General features: G+C 39.2%; 12 protein-coding genes and 1 other annotated feature. Of the genes, 1 reads left to right on the forward strand and 11 read right to left on the reverse strand.

Features of this window, described 5'->3' with window-relative positions:
* Positions 1-189: 189 nt before the first annotated feature.
* From L323_RS24210 to rpmG, 10 genes are all read right to left on the reverse strand, one after another.
* Positions 190-5,379, reverse strand: coding sequence for a leucine-rich repeat protein (locus L323_RS24210; RefSeq protein WP_020814233.1), 5,190 nt, complete (start codon positions 5,377-5,379; stop codon positions 190-192).
* A gap of 820 nt (positions 5,380-6,199) precedes the next feature.
* Entirely contained in the window at positions 6,200-9,697 is a 3,498-nt protein-coding gene (rpoC, locus tag L323_RS24215) for a DNA-directed RNA polymerase subunit beta' (protein WP_020814234.1), read from the reverse strand.
* 16 nt (positions 9,698-9,713) lie between these two features.
* The gene (rpoB, locus tag L323_RS24220) at positions 9,714-13,454 is read right to left on the reverse strand and encodes a DNA-directed RNA polymerase subunit beta (protein WP_020814235.1); all 3,741 of its coding nucleotides are present in this window, start codon (positions 13,452-13,454) and stop codon (positions 9,714-9,716) included.
* A 498-nt stretch (positions 13,455-13,952) separates the two neighbouring features.
* Positions 13,953-14,336, reverse strand: a complete 384-nt coding sequence (rplL, locus tag L323_RS24225; RefSeq protein ID WP_020814236.1) for a 50S ribosomal protein L7/L12 — start codon at positions 14,334-14,336, stop codon at positions 13,953-13,955.
* A gap of 67 nt (positions 14,337-14,403) precedes the next feature.
* Entirely contained in the window at positions 14,404-14,934 is a 531-nt protein-coding gene (rplJ, locus tag L323_RS24230; RefSeq protein WP_014312024.1) for a 50S ribosomal protein L10, read from the reverse strand.
* A 41-nt stretch (positions 14,935-14,975) separates the two neighbouring features.
* Positions 14,976-15,131: a sequence feature (ribosomal protein L10 leader region), on the reverse strand.
* Positions 15,132-15,185: 54 nt separating this feature from the next.
* Positions 15,186-15,878: a 50S ribosomal protein L1 gene (gene rplA / locus L323_RS24235; RefSeq protein WP_014312023.1), complete on the reverse strand. Its 693-nt coding sequence runs from the start codon at positions 15,876-15,878 to the stop codon at positions 15,186-15,188.
* A gap of 111 nt (positions 15,879-15,989) precedes the next feature.
* The gene (gene rplK / locus L323_RS24240) at positions 15,990-16,415 is read right to left on the reverse strand and encodes a 50S ribosomal protein L11 (RefSeq protein WP_004619833.1); all 426 of its coding nucleotides are present in this window, start codon (positions 16,413-16,415) and stop codon (positions 15,990-15,992) included.
* 88 nt (positions 16,416-16,503) lie between these two features.
* Positions 16,504-17,055, reverse strand: a complete 552-nt coding sequence (gene nusG / locus L323_RS24245) for a transcription termination/antitermination protein NusG (RefSeq protein ID WP_014312022.1) — start codon at positions 17,053-17,055, stop codon at positions 16,504-16,506.
* Between the two features lie 27 nt (positions 17,056-17,082).
* A complete protein-coding gene (secE, locus tag L323_RS24250; protein ID WP_020814237.1) occupies positions 17,083-17,313 on the reverse strand; it encodes a preprotein translocase subunit SecE in 231 nt (76 codons plus the stop codon).
* Positions 17,314-17,417: 104 nt separating this feature from the next.
* Positions 17,418-17,567: a 50S ribosomal protein L33 gene (gene rpmG, locus L323_RS24255; protein ID WP_004619830.1), complete on the reverse strand. Its 150-nt coding sequence runs from the start codon at positions 17,565-17,567 to the stop codon at positions 17,418-17,420.
* Between the two features lie 223 nt (positions 17,568-17,790).
* Between rpmG and L323_RS24260 the strand changes: the two genes are divergently transcribed.
* On the forward strand, positions 17,791-19,416 hold the full coding sequence (locus tag L323_RS24260) for a DEAD/DEAH box helicase (protein ID WP_020814238.1): 1,626 nt from the start codon (positions 17,791-17,793) through the stop codon (positions 19,414-19,416).
* Between the two features lie 64 nt (positions 19,417-19,480).
* On the opposite strand, the gene ilvB is transcribed toward L323_RS24260, so the two are convergent.
* Entirely contained in the window at positions 19,481-21,160 is a 1,680-nt protein-coding gene (gene ilvB, locus L323_RS24265; RefSeq protein WP_020814239.1) for a biosynthetic-type acetolactate synthase large subunit, read from the reverse strand.
* Between the last annotated feature and the right edge of the window lies 1 nt (position 21,161).

Consider the following 21,161-nt stretch of genomic DNA (forward strand, 5'->3'; position numbering starts at 1 on the left):
GCGGATTATCCCATCAGCGCTGATGATTGAATTATTTTTAGCTGTTTATAATATGCTTATTAAAGAGTACTTAAATTCATAATTCTTCATCACTTTTATCTACGGATTAAGGATTAGACCAAAAGAAAGGAGTATCATATAACTGCTTTTTTGAGCAGTTATATGATACTCCGGTACTACAATGAAGTATTAACGATTGTAAATCTTGTAAAGCATTACGGCTGCTTCAGCTCGAGTAGCATTTTTTAAAGGAGTCAACATACTGCCCGATCCTTTAATGATGCCTTCCTCTACCAGCGCTGCTGTGTCCTCCAGTGCAAAGGATGCAATAGTAGCCTGGTCTTTGTAGCTGTCCAGCACTTTCATACTATGCTCATCATTAAGTTTGCCTGCCAGCTTCAAGGCCCGGGCAGTTAATGTAAACATTTCCTGTCGGCTGATTGAATCTTTAGGGTTAAATAGATTATCTCCTTTTCCTGAAGTGATTCCCAACTTTTTAGCAATACCAATCGCCTCATAATAGTAATTCTCACGACTAACATCATTGAAATTATCCTCTACTACTGTTGTGAGGGACAGAGTTTTTATAAGCAATACTAAAAAATCAGCTCTTGTTATGTTAGCAGAAGGAGTAAAAGTAGAGCTGCCAGTTCCACTTATAATTTCTTTTGAAGCCAATACTTCGATTTCTTTCTTGGCCCAAGCTACATTCTTAATATCGTCAAAGGTCTTTTCAACATATCCCACAGAAAATCTATGTATTTTTGTTGTTGTAAAAGTAATTTCTCCGGTATCAGAATTATATTTACCACTTGGTACAGTTATAGCATTTCCATCTTCATCAATATAGTACACTACTATATGCTCTTGGTTTCCTATTTCTTTTTCTGTAGGAATGTAAGGAATAGCCACCTTTACCGGTGCATCGGGATTATTTATGGATATCTCCTTCCCGTCTGCGTTAACATTCAATTCTATTACAAGTCTATCACCAACCAGAGCTTTGATTTTGTCAGTCAGTAACTTTTTCTCTACTTCTTTGATAGTTATAGTTACATTGTCTGACTTTTCAGAAACACCTGCATTATATAAGAGATTTCCCTGCAACTCGATATTTGCCTTATTAGTTTTGATTTCCAGCTTTTGTGTCATATCTTCTTGCATCAGCGCTTCTGATGGCAGTATCACTTCATTTACCTTGGAATCTTTCAAGGTCTGAACATTAATGGTAACCTTCTTTATTCCCTGTTGATCTGCCTTTGCCAATTCTAATGCCTTGTTTAATATTTCAGGCTTCACCTGGGACTTTGCAATGGCTGTATTACTATCTTGTACTGTTTTAACATCCACAATAACCCTGCCATCTTCATCCACTTTTGTTGTTGGTGCTTCCGGCTGTACAGGCTGTGCAGGAGAAGTCCCGGTACTCGTAGAGTCGTACACCGTGATAGCCAATGTGGAGCTGTTCCCTGTACTGAACAAGAAAGTCAGCGTGACAGGCCCTACTGATTTTGAATCCAGATATTCCTTTTTGATAGTAACGATGTTGCCACTTACAACGTAGTCTATTTCTTTTTCAAGGTAAGTAGAGCCGTTTGTAATTGCACTTAAAGTGTTTCCGTTAAGGGTCATATTTACTTTAATATCTTCTTCTGCCCCTGCTTTTTTGTTAAATGAAGCAACTGTAGGGCTGATGCTGGAGTTTTCCTGAGAAGGATTTGTTGCCTTTCCAATTTCCCCATGGTATTTCTGTCTTAAGTTAGTATCATACTGGCTAGTAACCGTATAGTCCGCACTTCTACTCATGGTTATCATAACCAGTCCGTCCACTCCTGCACTAAAGTAAGCCGCGCCATCTTCTGTAATTCGTCTGGAAATGGCAGTACTTCCGATATCATCGTTATTAGTAATTACAATTTTAGGAGAAACTGTTTCTAGCCAGATTGGTGAATTTGAAGTGTACAGACCGTGGTGATTCGTTTTCATAACATCGGCTTTTAACAGAGAACCATATTTTTGTACCAGTTCAGCTTCCTTATCGTTATAAAGGTCTCCACAGGTCAGGTATGTAGCGTTACCATAGGTAAATTTCATAGCCAAAGACAAATTATTAATAGATTCGTCCGATACATCAGTAGTTTTTAAGTCTTCTTCAGTAGGGCTGAAGATATCAATTTCAACCTCACCTATTGTAAGATGATCACCTGCTTTTAAATTGTTTCTTATGGTTACATTTTTCCCTACCAGGTAGTCATAAAGTGCTGGCTCCAGAGTACTGTATTTATAACCTGAGTAAAGGTAAGTACCAATGGTGCCGCCAGCCTCCTCATATAAATATTTTGCAATAGATAGGCCATTTCCCACGTGGTCTGTATGTGGATGGGTTATGACAAAATAATCAAGTGAAACGAGTCCTATATCCCTGATAAATTGCATAACACGACTGTTACAGTCCCCTACACCGCTATCAATCATCATAGTCTTGCCATCCGGTAAAATAACTAAAGTGAAATCACCTGCTTTAGCAGCAATATTGGGAAGTGCTATATTGGGAGCAATAATATATAATTTGCCATCGCCTTTAGCCTTGAGTGCAGCACGCCCTTCAGCTACAATTCTTTCATAGCGATCTGCATATGCTGTCTCACTTTTTAAATAGGCAGCGAGCACTGAAGCTCCTTCACTCCTTGTAAGGTAACGGCCGCAGTCTATAGGTCCGCTGTTGGAGATTAGTTCTGCAAGGTATCCTTGTTCCAACGCCCAAGTTAACTTCAATATTTGCTCTTGTGAAAGTGCCTCTGTATTAGTAATGCCATCTAAGCTACTATTCCCAGTTGTCGCTGTGATATCAACACCATTATAGTCTGCAGCCGCACAAAGCATTTCTATCAGCTTCAACATAGTAACCTGTTCATCGGTTTCAGTAGAAACAATCTTATTTAGCGCCGCCCACTCAATTGCAGAACTATACATTCCCGGTGAGCCAGCTAACTCATACAATATTGAAATAATTTCTGTACTTCTCATTTCATTAACCGAGCCAAATTTTCCGTTTTCACCCGTCATGAACCCGTTTTCTACCATGTACTTGACAGCTCCTGCATACCAGGCGTCACTTGCCACATCAGAGAAATCTGTGCTGACAGGAGTTCCGTTAAAAATAATATTAGCACTAAGCAAATTAACGTTCCCCACGGAGGATTCACTAATTAAAATTTTGTCCCACTGCTTCTCTGTTCCTGCATAGTAAACAGTAGAAAGGGCTGCATCATAGTTAAATGCCTTCATGTCTATATTTGTTAACGATTTCGGGATGTAAACCGTAGTCAGTCCGCTACAAGCACTGAATGCCTTTGCACCAATAACCTCTACTCCTTCCGGCAGAACAATTTCTTTCAGAGAAATACAGCCTCCGAAAGAATAACTGCCCAGTTCTTTCACAGAGCTTGAAAGGTTTAGTGAGCTGAGAGACTTGCAAGTATTAAATGCATAATCTCCCACATCAGTTACTCCATCATTAATAATTACGGTAGTTATTTTATCCTTACTGTAGCGCCAGGGTACTACGGTGTTGCTGTACTCATACATTGCACCCTGTCCTGAAATTGTTAGTGTGGTTTCATCCTCACTAAGCTTCCATGTAACACTTTTACCGCAGGTTCCGGTAAGTCCAAACGTAACCGGGGTGGTAAAAAGTTTTTCGTTGTTGATACCGCTTATGTCCTGTAAATCATTCCAACCATCTTCTGTACCGATATAGAAGACGCTTTCTATAGAATTGATTCCTGCAAAGGCATTAGCTCCTATCCGCTCAATTCCGCTCTCGATAACAACAGTGCTAATGGAATCAGCCTGACTAGCCCATGGAACTTCTGAAGCTGAAGCGAAATCGTTCATGGAGCCTTTTCCTAAGATAGTCAGGGTTCCGTTGCTAATAGAATATATCAAGCCATTGCCCATGTCTATACGGCCATAAACATAAGTTCCGTCAGTGCAGATAACATCAATCATGGCAGATTTTAGAGGACCTGTAGTATCACTGTTAGTCTGCAGAAGTGTCTGGTATTCGGCTTTTGTTCCGCCGAACTGAATGGTTTCAAGACTATTGCAGTTATATAAAGCATCTGCACTGATGCTTATAAGACTTTCAGGAAGAGTAAGGGATTTTAAAGCAGTACAGCCATATAGAGACTTATCACTAAGGCTACTTACATTACCTAATATTGATATAGATTCCAGAGAGACGCACTGGTAGAACTGTACTCTGCCTATGGCAGTTACATTTGCTGGAATAGTAATTGTTTCTAGTATGGTGCACTGCCTGAATGCTCCCTCTCCTAAAGAAGTAAGAGTATTCGGAAGAGTTACTTTTGCGAGACTATCAGATCCATAAAAAAGTCTGGCTCCCAAGTATGTGACACCTTCCTCCACAACAAGCTCCTGAATCTGATCCATATAGTTTAGCCATGGCGCAGATTTTTCCGGAACTGTGGCACTGGCATAGTCAGCAGTTCTTCCATTACCGGAGATAATCAACTTACCGGTATCTGTATTTAAACTCCAATTAACATCACCAGTGGTTCCGGTAAGTATATTTTCCTCTTCCTCCTCCTCTTCTTCTTCACCATAAAAAAAGGTTCCATCACTGCAGATAACGGTAATAGCGGCAGATTGTATAGGAAGAGTAGTGGCACTGTTGTTCTGTAGTAGAGTTTTATATTCCTCTTTATTGCCACTAAAATTAATTGTATTGATTTTGCTGCAGTCTTTAAAAGCATTTGCACCAATAGATGTTAAAGAGGCAGGCAAGGTAAGCTCCTCTAACGCAGCGCAACCGGAGAAGGTATTATCGGCCAGGAGAGTCGTGCCTTCAGCAAGGCTAACTTTTTTCAGACTTGTACATCCATAGAATAAATTTTTGTCCATAGTGATAGCACCCCCAAAAGATGCTTCTTGTAAAGCAGTACAACCTCTAAAGGTCCCGTTTCCAGTATCTGAAACTGTAGAGGGAATAGATACACTAGTTAGTGCTGACGCTCCATAGCACATCCTATCACCTAAATTTTTTACGCCTTCTTCTACAACCAAGCTGGTAATACCGGTGATATAAGACCTCCACGGTGTACCTCCATCAACAGTCGGTACGTCATAGTTATTCATGGTATTATCCTCATCTATAGCCGAGATTGTAAGGGCATAGGTACTGTCCGACAAAGCTGTCAATACCCAGTTTACATTTGTTCCACAACTGCCACTCGCCACGATTTCCGTTCCCTCGGCAAAGGCAACTAGCGTGCCTATTGGCGTGGCGTTCAATAATAGGAGTAATGCAATAACAATGCAGAATAACCGATTAAGTTTTTTCTTTAAAGTTTTCATATACTACCTCCGTTGTTTTTGTTATTTTATTTTTTTTCCTCATAACCAACAACCTAAATTATAAAATTTCAGAACAAATGATGGCCACTACAGCAGTTTATTAACTGTACTTACTTTTCCAATTCCATATTTTCCCTCCTTTTTATATTAATTTTCTATTGCTTAAAAGTGAACCAAATCACTCGTATGCCTAACTCCAAAGCCTCGTAAATCTGGTCAGATATTTTCATATAAACTGTACTAGAGCGGCTTTTACTCAAAATCCTTTACAATTAGACCGTTCCAAAAAAATGCTTTTAATTTACTGTTTGTATTATGTACTATGTTATTAATAGTTGGTATTTGTAATATATCTTTTCTTACCCCTATTTGGTATGCAACTTACAATTACTGGTTACTCTGTTTCTATCTGGGTCAATTACACCTTGATTTAATCACTCTGGGGGTAATTAATTCAGTATTACATGTTTAAACCGTTCCAATAAATCTATTTTGATGTATTGTATCATATTCTGTCGTTAATAGTCGATATATGTAATATATTTTTTTATCTTTATTTGAAGCCGCGTTGTTAATTTTTAGCTTATTTGTTTCTATCTAGGTTAATCACACCTTGATTTAATCGCTCCTGCCGGTAATTAATTCAGTATTATATAATAAAAGTGAGCTGTATCTAAAATACAGCCCACTTTTATTTTCTTAATATATTAATTTTAAATTGTAATGTGATGAATTAACATGCACTAGCTTTTCTGAACTTTTATGTAATAAAATGAAGCATCAGTTAACTTGAGTTAAAGTACACTGATGCTTCAGAAACTTATTCAACTACACTGCTAATACTTATATCTTTGTAACGGCTCATACCAGTACCTGCAGGTATAAGCTTACCTATGATAACATTTTCCTTTAATCCTACAAGAGGATCAATCTTACCCTTAATTGCAGCTTCTGTAAGAACCCTTGTGGTTTCCTGAAAAGAAGCGGCAGACAAGAATGAATCGGTAGCAAGTGAAGCCTTTGTAATACCCAGCAGAGTACGCTCACCTGTGGCGGGGCTTACTCCTGCGTCGAGAGCTTTTTGATTTTCTTTCTCAAACTCGAATATATCAACAAGTCCTCCTGGGAGTAAGCTGGTATCTCCTGAATCTTCAATCTTAACTTTTCTCATCATCTGTCTTACAATTACTTCAATATGCTTATCGTTGATGTCAACACCCTGCATTCTGTAAACTCTCTGAACTTCCTGAAGAAGATAAGCCTGAACGCCCTTGATGCCCTTGATTTTTAGGATATCATGAGGATTTACGGAACCCTCGGTCAATTCATCTCCGGCTTCAACAATATCTCCGTCATATACCTTGATTCTTGAACCATAAGGTATCTGGTAGGATTTAGATTCACCGTCTTCAGAAGTAATAATTACTTCTCTCTTCTTCTTGGATTCTGAAAGCTTAACACTACCGGCTATTTCAGATATAATCGCAAGTCCCTTTGGCTTTCTGGCTTCAAACAATTCTTCTACACGAGGGAGACCCTGTGTAATGTCATCACCGGCAACACCACCGGTATGGAAGGTTCTCATTGTCAGCTGTGTACCCGGTTCACCGATTGACTGTGCAGCTATTATACCAACTGCCTCACCAACATTTACAGCATCTCCGGTTGCAAGGTTAGCACCATAACACTTGGCACATATTCCAACCTCTGAGTGACAAGTAAGTACTGATCTTATTCTAACCTTCTTAACTCCGGAATTAGCTATTGTGGAAGCTTTCTTCTCATCGATAGCCTCATCTTTAGATGCTATTAATTCTTTTGTATTAGGGTCATACATATCTTCAGTTAAATATCTTCCTACAAGTCTCTCGGATAACGGTTCAATTATTTCTCCGCCGTCCTTGATATCGTAAACTTCAATACCCTTGTCAGTACCGCAATCAAGCTCTCTTACGATAACATCCTGACTTACGTCAACAAGACGTCTTGTTAGGTAACCTGAGTCAGCGGTTCTAAGTGCAGTATCGGCCAAACCTTTTCTGGCTCCATGAGTTGAAATAAAGAATTCCAAAACATTAAGACCTTCACGGAAGTTTGACTTAATCGGTATCTCAATGGTCTTACCGGATGTATCGGCCATCAGACCTCTCATACCCGCCAGCTGCTTAATCTGATTGATATTACCTCTCGCTCCTGACTGTGACATCATGTACACAGGATTGAATCTGTCAAGGTTATCAATAAGAGCCTTTGTGATATTTTCACCTGTCTCAGTCCAAGCACTTATTACAGAGTTATATCTTTCTTCATCTGAAATAAGTCCTCTCTTAAACTGCTTAACTATATTATCAATAGTATTTTCAGTCTCCTGCAGATACTGCTTCTTTATCTCAGGTATTACCATATCGGATACGCTGATTGTGATAGCACCTTTTGTGGAGTACTTAAAGCCTAATGCTTTTATTTTATCAAGTATAACGGCTGTTTTGGTAGTTCCATGCACCCTTATACATTTGTCAATAATTTTTCCAAGTTCTTTTTTACCTACAAGGAAATTGATTTCCAAGTCAAACAACTTGCTTTCGTCACTTCTGTCTACAAAACCAAGATCCTGCGGAATAGCTTCATTAAAAATAAGTCTACCCGGTGTACAGCTGATGACTTTTCTCATTTTTACACCGTTTATCTCTTTTTCTACTCTGACCTTAATCTGAGCATGAAGGCCAAGCACGCCTTCCTGATACGCCATAAGAACTTCGTTCATATCACAGAATACTTTTCCGTCGCCGGGCTCATTTGGCTTTTCTATTGTCAGATAATAGCTACCCAAGACCATATCCTGTGTTGGTACGGTAATAGGTTTACCGTCCTTAGGTGCCAGCAGGTTATTAGCTGACAACATTAGGAATCTTGCCTCTGATTGAGCTTCTGCTGACAAAGGAACGTGAACCGCCATCTGGTCACCGTCAAAGTCGGCATTGTAGGCTGAACATACCAATGGATGAAGCTTTAACGCTCTTCCTTCAACCAGTACAGGTTCAAATGCCTGTATACCGAGTCTGTGAAGTGTAGGAGCACGGTTGAGTAACACAGGATGTTCTTTTATTACTTCTTCAAGAACGTCCCATACTTCATTTCTTACTCTTTCAACCATTCTCTTTGCACTTTTTATATTATGTGCCAAGCCATCATTAACAAGTTTCTTCATAACGAACGGCTTGAACAATTCCAAAGCCATCTCTTTTGGCAGACCACACTGGAATATCTTCAAGTCAGGGCCTACAACGATAACTGAACGTCCTGAGTAGTCAACACGCTTACCCAAAAGGTTCTGACGGAAACGGCCCTGCTTACCTTTAAGCATATCCGATAGTGATTTAAGAGGTCTGTTTCCAGGTCCTGTTACAGGACGTCCTCTTCTGCCATTGTCTATCAATGCATCTACTGCTTCCTGAAGCATACGTTTTTCATTTCTTACAATTATGTCAGGAGCTCCTAAGTCAAGGAGTCTTTTCAATCTGTTATTTCTATTTATAACCCTTCTGTACAGGTCATTCAAGTCAGATGTTGCAAATCTTCCTCCATCCAACTGAACCATTGGTCTGAGTTCAGGTGGAATTACCGGAACTACATCAAGGATCATCCATTCAGGACGGTTACCTGAGAGTCTGAAAGCCTCAACAACCTCAAGTCTTTTAACCGCTCTGATTCTCTTTTGTCCTGTAGATTCAGTCAGCTCAGCTCTTAACTCCTTGGAAAGGCTCTCAAGATCAATCTCAACAAGCAATTCCTTAATAGCTTCAGCTCCCATAGCAGCTCTGAAATTCATTCCAAACTTGTCAACACTGTCTCTGTATTCCTTTTCTGTCAAAACCTGTTTTTTGGACAATGGTGTCTGACCCGGGTCAATAACAACATATGATGCAAAATACAGTATCTTTTCAAGGGATCTTGGAGACATATCAAGAATCAAGCCCATTCTGCTTGGTATTCCCTTGAAGTACCAGATATGGGATACAGGAGCAGCAAGCTCGATATGTCCCATTCTTTCTCTTCTTACCTTTGACCTTGTAACTTCAACACCACAACGGTCACAAACTATACCCTTGTATCTAATTCTTTTGTATTTACCGCAATGACATTCCCAGTCCTTTTGAGGACCGAAAATCCTTTCGCAGAACAAACCGTCTCTTTCAGGCTTCAAAGTTCTGTAATTTATAGTTTCAGGCTTTTTTACTTCACCTTTTGACCATTCTCTGACCTTTTCCGGAGAAGCTAATCCTATTTTTATAGAATCAAAATTGTTCAGTTCAAACATAGCTTATCTCCCTTCCTTAAAAATCTTCGTCGTCTTCAAAGTCATCGCTTAGATCATCATCAGCAAATAATTCTTCAGTCAATTCTTCTTCAAGATTATCACCGGTACTGATTGACCCAATATCCAGATCATCAATTTCCAGCTCTTCTTCAAGAACATCGTCTCTCAATTCGTTGTCAAAATCATTTGTCAGAACTACTTCGTCTTCTCTGCCTTCGATGTTAACATTCAATTCTTCAAGATCATCTTCAACATACTCTTTTATAGCAATTTCTTCCTGTTCTTCAGAATATACCTTAACATCAAGTGCCAAACTCTGAAGTTCTTTTATAAGAACCTTGAAGGACTCAGGAATTCCAGGTTCAGGAACGTTCTCGCCCTTAACTATGGATTCGTATGTCTTAACTCTACCTACAACGTCGTCAGACTTAACTGTAAGTATTTCCTGCAATGTATAAGCAGCTCCGTATGCTTCAAGAGCCCAAACTTCCATTTCTCCGAATCTCTGACCGCCAAACTGTGCCTTACCACCAAGTGGCTGCTGTGTTACAAGTGAGTATGGTCCGGTAGAACGTGCATGTATCTTATCATCAACCAAGTGAGCCAGTTTGAGGTAGTACATATATCCAACGGTTACCCTGTTGTCAAACGGGTCACCTGTTCTTCCATCATAAAGTACTGTCTTTCCATCAGGGTCTTTCCCTGCTTGAATAAGAGTATCCCTGATGTCTTCCTCTGTTGCTCCGTCAAATACAGGAGTTGCAATTTTCCAGCCCAATGCTTTTGCTGCAAATCCTAAATGCACTTCAAGCACCTGACCGATGTTCATACGTGATGGAACGCCGAGAGGATTCAAAACTATCTCCAGTGGTGTACCATCCGGCAAGAACGGCATATCTTCTTCAGGAAGTATTCTTGAAATAACACCCTTATTACCGTGTCTTCCCGCCATCTTATCACCAACGGAAATCTTTCTCTTCTGAGCGATATAGCATCTCACAAGCTGATTTACTCCAGGTGGCAATTCATCGCCATTCTCACGAGTAAACACCTTGACGTCGACAATAATACCGGATTCTCCATGAGGTACTCTCAGGGATGTATCACGAACTTCTCTCGCCTTTTCTCCAAATATTGCTCTGAGCAAACGTTCTTCTGCTGTAAGCTCTGTTTCTCCTTTTGGAGTAACTTTACCAACAAGGATATCTCCTGCACGAACCTCAGCACCTATTCTGATAATTCCTCTGTCATCAAGGTCTTTAAGTGCTTCTTCTCCGACATTTGGAATATCTCTTGTAATTTCTTCAGGTCCGAGCTTAGTGTCTCTTGACTCCGCTTCGTATTCCTCTATGTGTATTGATGTATAAACATCCTCTTTAACCAGTTTTTCATTTATAAGAATAGCATCCTCGTAGTTGTAACCTTCCCATGTCATAAATCCTATGAGAATATTTCTTCCAAGAGCTATTTCCCCATTATTTGTTGACGGCCCGTCAGCAATAATTTCACCTTTTTCTATTATCTCGCCTTTTCTTACAATAGGCCTTTGATTCAAACAGGTTCCTTGGTTTGAACGCATATATTTAAGCAGCTTGTAGGTATCTTTTTGCCCGCTGTTAGTCTTAATAACTATTTCGCTGGCAGATACTTTGTCTATCACACCTGCATTTTTTGCAATAACACAAACTCCTGAATCTCTTGCCGCCTTGTACTCAATACCTGTACCTACAATAGGCGAATCAGCCTTGATCAACGGTACGGCCTGACGCTGCATGTTGGAACCCATTAGCGCACGGTTGGCATCATCGTTCTCAAGGAACGGAATCATCGCTGTAGCAACAGATACCATCTGCTTTGGCGAAACGTCCATGAAGTCAATTTTATTGCTCTCAACTTCTAATATTTCATGTCTATACCGAGCTACTACCTTACTTGAAACAAAAGTACCATCATCGTCCAGCGGTTCTGTTGCCTGAGCCACAACGAAGGGGTCTTCTACATCAGCTGTAAGGTATACTATTTCATTCGTAACTCTTCTGTTTTTCTTATCTACTTTTCTGTATGGTGCTTCTATAAATCCGTACTCATTTACTCTTGCATAAGTACTCAATGAACCTATCAAACCGATGTTCGGGCCTTCAGGTGTCTCAATAGGACACATACGGCCATAGTGAGAGTGATGAACGTCACGGACTTCGAAGCCGGCTCTCTCTCTGCTCAAACCACCAGGTCCTAGGGCACTGAGCCTTCTCTTGTGTGTTAATTCAGCAAGAGGATTTGTCTGGTCCATAAACTGTGACAGCTGGCTGCTTCCAAAGAATTCTTTTATAGCAGCTGCAACCGGTCTTATATTTATTAATGCCTGAGGAGTAACTATATCAATATCTTGTATAGTCATTCTCTCTCTTACAACTCTTTCCATTCTTGAGAGACCTATTCTGAACTGATTCTGAAGCAACTCTCCCACTGAACGGAGTCTTCTGTTACCCAAGTGGTCAATATCGTCTATAGAACCGATTCCGTAATCAAGATTAATAATATAATTTATCGATGAAATTATATCTTCAACTGTGATATGCTTTGGAATCAAGTCGTTAATTCTCTCTTTAAGAGCTTTCTTTATCTGCTCTTCACCGCTTGTATTTTCAAGAATTTCCTTTAGCACGGCGTACTGTACTCTTTCGGTTATACCTATATCAGATACATCGAAATCAACAAAGGCACGTATATCTACAGTATTGTTTCCGATGACTTTTATAGATTTACCTTCAACGGACAGGTACACTATGTTTACACCTGAGTTCTGAACTTCTACAGCCTTTTCTCTTTCAATTAATTCACCTTCGGTTACTAATATCTCACCCGTCTCAGCTGATACGATATTTTCTGCTGCAACTTGCCCGCTGATCAGATTTGATATTGCCAACTTTTTATTAAACTTAAACCTACCAAATTTAGCAAGATCATATCTCTTTGGATCAAAAAACAAACTGTTAAGCAGAGACCTTGCGCTGTCAACTGTAGGCGGTTCTCCAGGTCTTAATCTCTTGTATATTTCAAGTAAGCCTTCTTCTGTAGTTTTCGCATTATCCTTTTGTATTGTTGCGAGAAGTCTTTCATCTTCACCCAACAATTGCGTAATTTCAAAGTCAGTACCGTACCCTAATGCTCTGAGCAGTACAGTTAAAGGCAATTTTCTTGTCCTGTCTATTCTGACTGAAAGTATGTCGTTTGAGTCTGTTTCGTATTCAAGCCATGCTCCCCTGTTAGGAATAACTGTGTTTGAGTACAGCTTTTTACCAACACGGTCAAACTTCATTGAATAGTAAATACCAGGTGATCTTACCAACTGGCTGACAATTACACGCTCTGCACCATTAATTATAAAGGTTCCTGTGTCTGTCATAAGAGGAAAATCACCCATAAAGATTTCCTGCTCTTTTACTTCTCCAGATTCCTTGTTAATTAATCTTACCTTCGCCTTGAGGGGGGCTGAGTATGTAGTGTCCCTTTCCTTACATTCTTCGACACTATACTTTGGCGTATCATCAAGCGAATAATCCACAAAATCCAATATCAAGTTTCCAGTATAATCTGTTATCGGGGAAATATCTCTGAAAACTTCACGAAGCCCTTCATCCAAAAACCATTGATATGAGTTCTTTTGAACCTCTATCAGATTTGGCATTTCCAGTACTTCTCGCATTTTGGAATAACTCATCCTGGTGTTTCTACCCAATTTTACGGGTTGTACCATATTTATATCACCTCATAAACTTATGACTTTATTAGGAATATTTTAAAATTTCACATAATTAGAATTATATTATGTAAAATCGTAAATCAAATTAACTGCAGTTACAACTAATAACTAAATAAAGATTTATTAGGGCATGGTTTAGCAATTTTTTCAGGTACTTCTCATTCCGTATATATTTCTAAAACCTACATATAATAAACCCATAGCAAACATTAAAATATTATTAACAATTATTGTCTTGTTTATTCGTATATGCTATAATTATGTACATCAAGTACGAATTCTTCGACTCGGAAATGATAATAGAATTTTAATGCAGTGTATAATTATATCATAGCATGTATAGCTTGTCAATCATAAAAACGCATTAAATAAGGCGTTTTTTTATTTTGTTTTTCTACATATTGCATATATTTAACTTAAACTAATTTAATTTAACTTAGATTTAAAAAAAAGAGGCGCTCACTGAGTGCCTCTTTTTTTATTGAGTTGAAATTACTTAATTTCAACAGTTGCTCCAACTTCCTTGAACTTAGCTTCGATTGAAGCTGCTTCGTCCTTAGAAACGTTCTCTTTGATAGTCTTAGGTGCGCCATCAACGAGATCCTTAGCTTCTTTCAAACCAAGACCAGTTGCTTCTCTAACAACTTTGATAACCTTGATTTTGTCTGCTCCAACGTCCTTCAATATAACGTTGAATTCAGTCTTTTCTTCAGCTGCAGGAGCTGCTCCACCTGCTACTGGTGCTGCTGCAACTGCTACAGGAGCTGCTGCTGATACTCCGAATTCTTCTTCAAGAGCCTTTACAAGTTCTGATAATTCTAATACTGTCAAATTCTTTACATCTTCAATTAACTTTAAAACCTTTTCGCTAGCCATTGTATAATACCTCCAAATAATTTTTGTTTTTAATAGTTTTTTAATATTTAAAGCTTCTTACATAAAATTAAGCATTTGCTTTTTGTTCAGCAATAGCATTCAATGCTACAACCAAACCTCTCATATTGCCGTTCAATACATTTACAAAACCGGATATAGGAGCATTGAAGCCACCCAAAACCTTTGCAATAAGTACCTCACGTGATGGTAATTCAGCAAGAGCCTTAACACCTTCAAGATCTATAACCTTACCTTCAACAACACCTACTTTAAGTTCGAGCTTATCAAATTTCTTTGCAAACTCTGAAAGAACCTTTGCAGGTGCTACAGCATCAGATGAACTGATAGCCATCGCTGTTGGTCCTGTTAAAAAGTCATCCAACTCAATTCCGCTTTCCTTCATTGCAAGGCTTGTTAATGTATTTTTAACTACCTTGTATTCAACTCCGGCTTTTCTAAGAGCGTTTCTGAGTTCTGTATCCTGTTCAACAGTTAATCCTCTATAATCAGCAAGTACAATTGATTGCGCAGACTTTATCTTTTCAGTTAAATCTGTTACAACTTGTTTCTTCTGTTCAAGAATCTTGTTACTAGGCAAAACATCCACCTCCTTTTGTTTAATAGCAGATTATTTATATAAAATATAAATAAAAAACCCTTTGTTTGTGCATAGACATACAAAGGGTAATTAATTCGTTATTAATAAAACCTCGGTAGGATGATTTCCAATCAATTATGCTTGCGGTATAGAATCCCCTGAGCACCTACTGTCTATGGCACAATATTCAATTTACTATAATATAATAATACTAAACAAGCTATTTGTAAAGTACCTTTTTTTACTAAGTATTATTCAACTCTCAATGGATTGATTTTTATACCAGGTCCCATTGTTGAAGTAACAACAACACTCTTTAAATACTGACCCTTTGCAGCAGCTGGCTTAGCCTTTATAATTGCTCCAAGAAGAGTTCGGAAATTATCCATAAGCTTCTCATTACCAAATGATGCTTTTCCGATAGGGCAGTGAATTATATTTGTTTTGTCAAGTCTGTACTCAATCTTACCGGCTTTAATATCGGCAATAGCTCTTGCTACGTCCATTGATACAGTACCTGCTTTTGGGTTAGGCATAAGACCCTTAGGACCCAACACCTTACCTAATCTACCAACAACACCCATCATGTCGGGAGTTGCTACAACTACATCATATTCAAACCAGTTCTCATTCTGAATTTTTGATACTAATTCTTCTGCACCAACAAAATCAGCTCCGGCTTGTTCTGCTTCCTTTGCTTTATCTCCTTTTGCAAATACCAACACTCTAACCTTTTTACCAGTTCCGTGAGGAAGTACTACCGCACCTCTAACCTGTTGGTCTGCATGTCTGGAGTCAACACCAAGCTTAACATGAACTTCGATTGTCTCATCAAACTTTGCTTTAGCAGTTTTCTGAGTAAGTTCAAGAGCCTCTGAAGGTTCATAAAGCTTTAATCTATCAATAAGTTTTGAGCTTTCTTGATACTTCTTTCCTCTAAACATTTGTCACACTCCTTAAGTGGTTAATTATTGTCGGAAACTTAAAGTTTCCTCCCACGAATTGTCAAAACTGCATTACGAGCAGTCTTTGCACTTTCGTACATCGCCTGAAAATTATTCAACTACTACGATACCCATACTGCGGGCTGTACCAGCAATCATTCTTGCTGCTGCATCAACACTTGCCGCATTTAAATCAGGCATTTTCTGCTCAGCTATTTTACGGACTTCATCCATTGTTATCTTCGCAACTTTATCCTTGTTTGGCTTACCAGAGCCGCTCTCAATTTTGCACGCCTTTTTCAGTAGAACAGCCGCCGGAGGAGTCTTTGTTATGAAGGAAAACGATCTATCAGCGTATACTGTTATTACAACAGGAATAATAAGTCCTGCATCTTTTGCTGTTCTCTCGTTAAATTCCTTACAAAAACCCATAATGTTAACGCCATGCTGTCCTAATGCTGGTCCAACCGGTGGAGCCGGAGTTGCCTTCCCCGCAGGAATTTGAAGTTTTACGTAACCTGCAATTTTCTTTGCCATTAATTCCACCTCCCAAATTTCTTACCAATTGCTTATTTTGATTTATTAAAATGATAAAACAGTTTGACTGTCTCATCTGCCTTATGGCCTAAATTTTCTGAATCTGTGTCAATTCAAGTTCAACAGGAGTCTCTCTGCCAAACATTGATACAGAAACTCTAACCTTCTTTTTCTCAAGATTAATCTCTTCGACAATCCCGATAAAGTTTTCAAGAGGTCCGGATGTAACTCTGACATTATCATTAACTTCGTAATCTACTTCCGGAGCAAATTCTTCAACTCCCATTGCCTTAACTTCATCATCAGACAAAGGTACTGGTTTCGATCCAGGTCCTACAAAGCCGGTAACCCCTCTGGTATTTCTAACGATATACCAAGACTCGTCCGACATAATCATTTTGACAAGAACATACCCAGGAAATACTTTCTTCAGAGTAGCTTTTTTCTTGCCGTCCTTGATCTCAATCTGCTCTTCCATCGGAACAACAATGTCAACGATGTAATCCTGCATACTTCTGTTTTCAACTATCTTTTCAAGATTTGCTTTAACTTTGTTTTCATACCCTGAATAGGTGTGAACAACATACCACTTAGTTTCTTCAGACATATCAAAAACAGGCCCATCCAACAAGAGCCCCATGTCCTCCCTCTAATTCTTGTAAACCAATTACCTCGTAAATACAATCTCAGCGAGCTTCGTAAATCCGAAATCAGCAACCCATATTATCGCGCCAACAATCAGGCAGAAAATAAGTACTGTCGCGGTATTGTTTATAAGCTGAGTTCTATTTGGCCAAATAACTTTCTTCAGCTCAGCCTTGATTTCTCTATACAACTTTGCAATTCCTTGGCCACTCTTCTTTAACCGAGATACTTTTTTAACCTCGTTTTCAGCCATTTTAATCACTTCCCAATAATAATATTTAAATATAATTGGCAGTTATACCGTAATTGTTGACACAAAATACGTATAATTAAACATTGCCACCCTTTTACACAAAACTATTTTGTTTCCTTGTGAACAGTGTGCTTGTGACAGAATTTGCAATATTTTTTAAGTTCAAGTCTATCAGGGTCATTCTTCTTATTCTTCATGTTAGAATAATTTCTCTGCTTACAATCAGTACATGCGAGCGTAATCTTAACTCTCATCAATAACACCTCCAGCCGCTCAAATTGTATTTTCTCCATGTATGTTTTTTAATCATTTTTGACATAAAAAAAAAGACTTACACAGGAGCAATATTAAATTTAACATATATATATTAAAAAGTCAAGCAGTGTTTTTATATACAACCTGTTTTCCCCTTAGTATAGAACAACCATTAACTAAATGTTATAATTAACAATATAATTTTAACGAAAGAAGATTACAATGAACAAAACATTTAATGAATTGGGCATCTCTGCCCCTATTTTAAAAGCTATTGACGACATGGGCTTTAAAACTCCCACTGAAGTCCAGAGTAAAGCAATTCCGCATATTCTTAATAATGAAGACTTGATTGTTATGTCCAAGACAGGCAGCGGGAAAACTGCAGTTTTCGGTGTATCAATGCTACATATGACTGATCCTGAGGCGGAAGGTCCACTGGGACTTATTTTAACTCCGGCAAGAGAACTGGCGGTACAGGTGGACAGCGACATTCACAAAATGGCAAAATATCTCAAACATAAAACTACTGCAGTGTACGGTCAACATAATATTAGTGTAGAAACTCAAATTCTTAAAAAGGGTGTATCAATTGTTACGGGAACACCGGGACGTGTGTTTGATCATATAAGTCATGGTTCACTGGTCACAAAAAATATTCGTTTTCTGGTGCTTGATGAAGCAGACAGAATGCTTGACATGGGCTTTCTGGATCAGGTCGTAAGGATTATAAAAACATTGCCCAAAGAGAGGATAACCCTTTTGTTTTCTGCTACCATGCCTCCTGAAATACATAATATCTGCAGCAAATATATGCAAAATCCCACTACTATAGAAATCGAATCACAGACTAAAACTGTGGATACTATTCATCAGGTGTATTACAGGGTTAATTATAATGAAAAGAATACTCAGTTGAACCGTCTGCTTATAGTGGAAAAGCCGGAAAGCTGCATGATTTTCTGTAATACCAAAGCGGCTGTTGACAGAGTTCAGAGCTTCCTCACCAAAAAGGGCTATTCTTCTCAGGCACTTCACGGTGATATCCCGCAGAGCAAGCGACTGAATACCATACAACAATTCAAACAGGGAAAGTTTCATCTGCTGGTGGCAACAGATGTTGCTGCAAGGGGTATCCATATTGAAGGTCTGTCGTTGGTAATAAACTACGACGTCCCCAATGATAAGGATAACTATGTCCATAGAATTGGACGTACAGGCAGAGCGGGACATGATGGTCGTGCTTTTTCACTTGTAACGGGTGATGACATAATTAGTTTATATGAGATTGAAGAACATATTGGGGCTTTGATACAGGAGGAGGAGTTGCCGAATGAGGATACCTTTAATAAGGCACTGGAGGAGGCAGATGAATGGATAAAAACCAATTCCTTGAAGGAGAAAGCACCTCGTTCACCTTCCTCAGACTCAACTAATATTAAAAAGAAAAACGTACACAACAAAGATTCTGAGAGAATATCTCCTACAAAGTCGGATTATTCCAAACGTCCCGGTGCCAAGGGAAAGCCAACCGGGAAATCACTTTCCTCTGAGCCAAGGTCCGAAAGAATTAATAAGGTTAATTCAATACCTTCTGACAAGAGGCCGACTAGGACACCAGTTGCTCCCGTTAAGAGTTCAAAACCGCCTATTCGCTCGGTTTCAAGGCATGTTTCTCCGACTTCACCGGGGTTAAATTCACATGATATCAGGCACTCTGCAAGTGCTTCGTCAAATAGCAAAGTTGGAACAGTCGGTATTAAAAGTGCAGAAAGTTCTGCTAAAAATACAAATATTAATAAACAGCCTTTGATCAAAAGGATTTTTAACAGACTTTTTGGTAGATAAGCTGTTAATCTATAAATGAAAGGGTGGCTGATATGCCACCCTTTTTATTATTTGTAATGTAATGTTAACAGTCAACCACTTCATTTAACCCGGCTCCCGGCGGAACTATGGGAAATACTTTGTCGTCCTTGTCAATTTCAAAATTTAGCAGTACCGGACGGCAGGTTTCAGATAAAGCTGATGTAATAGCTTCATCTACCTGAGCCGGATGATTAACGTTTATACCTTTTGCCCCAAAGGCTTCCGCCAGTGCTGCAAAATCTGTCCCTCTGTCGATTGATGTCTGACTGAATCTTCCCCCGAAAAATAATTCCTGCCACTGGCGAACCATTCCAAGTGCCTTATTGTTAAAAAGTGCGATTATTATCGGAAGTTTATACTCAACTGCTGTGGCAAGTTCACTGCAGTTCATTCTAAAGCTTCCGTCGCCGGCAATATTTATAACCTTTTTATCAGGTCTCGCTAGCTGTGCCCCAATACAGGCTCCAAGCCCATACCCCATTGTTCCCAGGCCACCTGAGGATATAAACTGTCTGAACCGATTATATTTAAAATACTGAGCCGCCCACATCTGGTGCTGTCCTACCTCTGTTGTTATTAATGCATCACCTTCAGTAAGTTCGCATATTCTTTCTATAATATATTGTGGCTTAATTACCGTGTCTGAACTTTCATATTTTAAAGGATAGATTTCCTTCCATTCCAATACTTTTTTCATCCAATCAGTATCTTTTTTATAAACTAAGTCTTTTAGCAACGTTTTTAGTATTTTCTTTATGTCACCAACGAGTGGAAAGTCTGCTCTCACATTTTTACTGACTTCAGCCGGATCAACATCTATATGCATTATCCTTGCTTCAGGTGCAAATGTATTTATATTGCTTACAATTCTGTCGCTGAATCGAGACCCGGCAACAATAAGCAAATCACAGCTATGTACGGCATAGTTGGAAGCCTTTGTGCCGTGCATGCCCACCATACCGGTGTATAGAGGATGTGTCCCGGGGAATGTCCCCATTCCCATAAGTGATGTGCATACGGGAATTGATGCTGTTTCTGCCAGCTCTAATATTTCACTTTCTGCACCGGCTATACCGACCCCTGCTCCAGAGAGTAATAAAGGCCTTTTTGCTTCGTTTATGGCTTGAATCGCCCGGTCCAGATCATCTGAGGTTATTTCAGTCAGTTTTGTTGATTGATAATCGTCCTTATCAGGCTTTTGGGGCGTATACTCCACTTCCGCCGCCGTAACGTCTTTACATACATCCACCAATACAGGCCCCGGTCTGCCTTCTTTTGCAATGGCAAAGGCCTTTCTGATGGTCTGTGCGAGCTGTGCAACATCCTTTACTATAAAATTGTGCTTGGTTACGGGCATTGTTATCCCGGTAATATCTACTTCCTGAAAGGAGTCTTTTCCCAAAAGTGCAGTCGGCACCTGTCCTGTTATTGCAACCATTGGGACGGAATCCATATATGCTGTTGCAATACCTGTTACAAGGTTTGTTGCACCAGGCCCTGACGTTGCTATACACACACCTACTTTGCCGGTTGCCCTGGCATAGCCGTCCGCCGCATGTGATGCCCCTTGTTCATGAGAGGTAAGTATGTGCCGTATTTCATTTCTTGCCCTGTACAAGGCATCATAAATTATTATTGCCTGACCTCCCGGATATCCAAAAACCGTATCAACGCCCTGCTCTTTTAAACATTCTATAATAACGTCAGCACCTGACAGTTTCATT

It is taken from the genome of Ruminiclostridium papyrosolvens C7 (assembly GCF_000421965.1).
Classification (GTDB): Bacteria; Bacillota; Clostridia; order Acetivibrionales; family DSM-1351; genus Ruminiclostridium; species Ruminiclostridium papyrosolvens_A.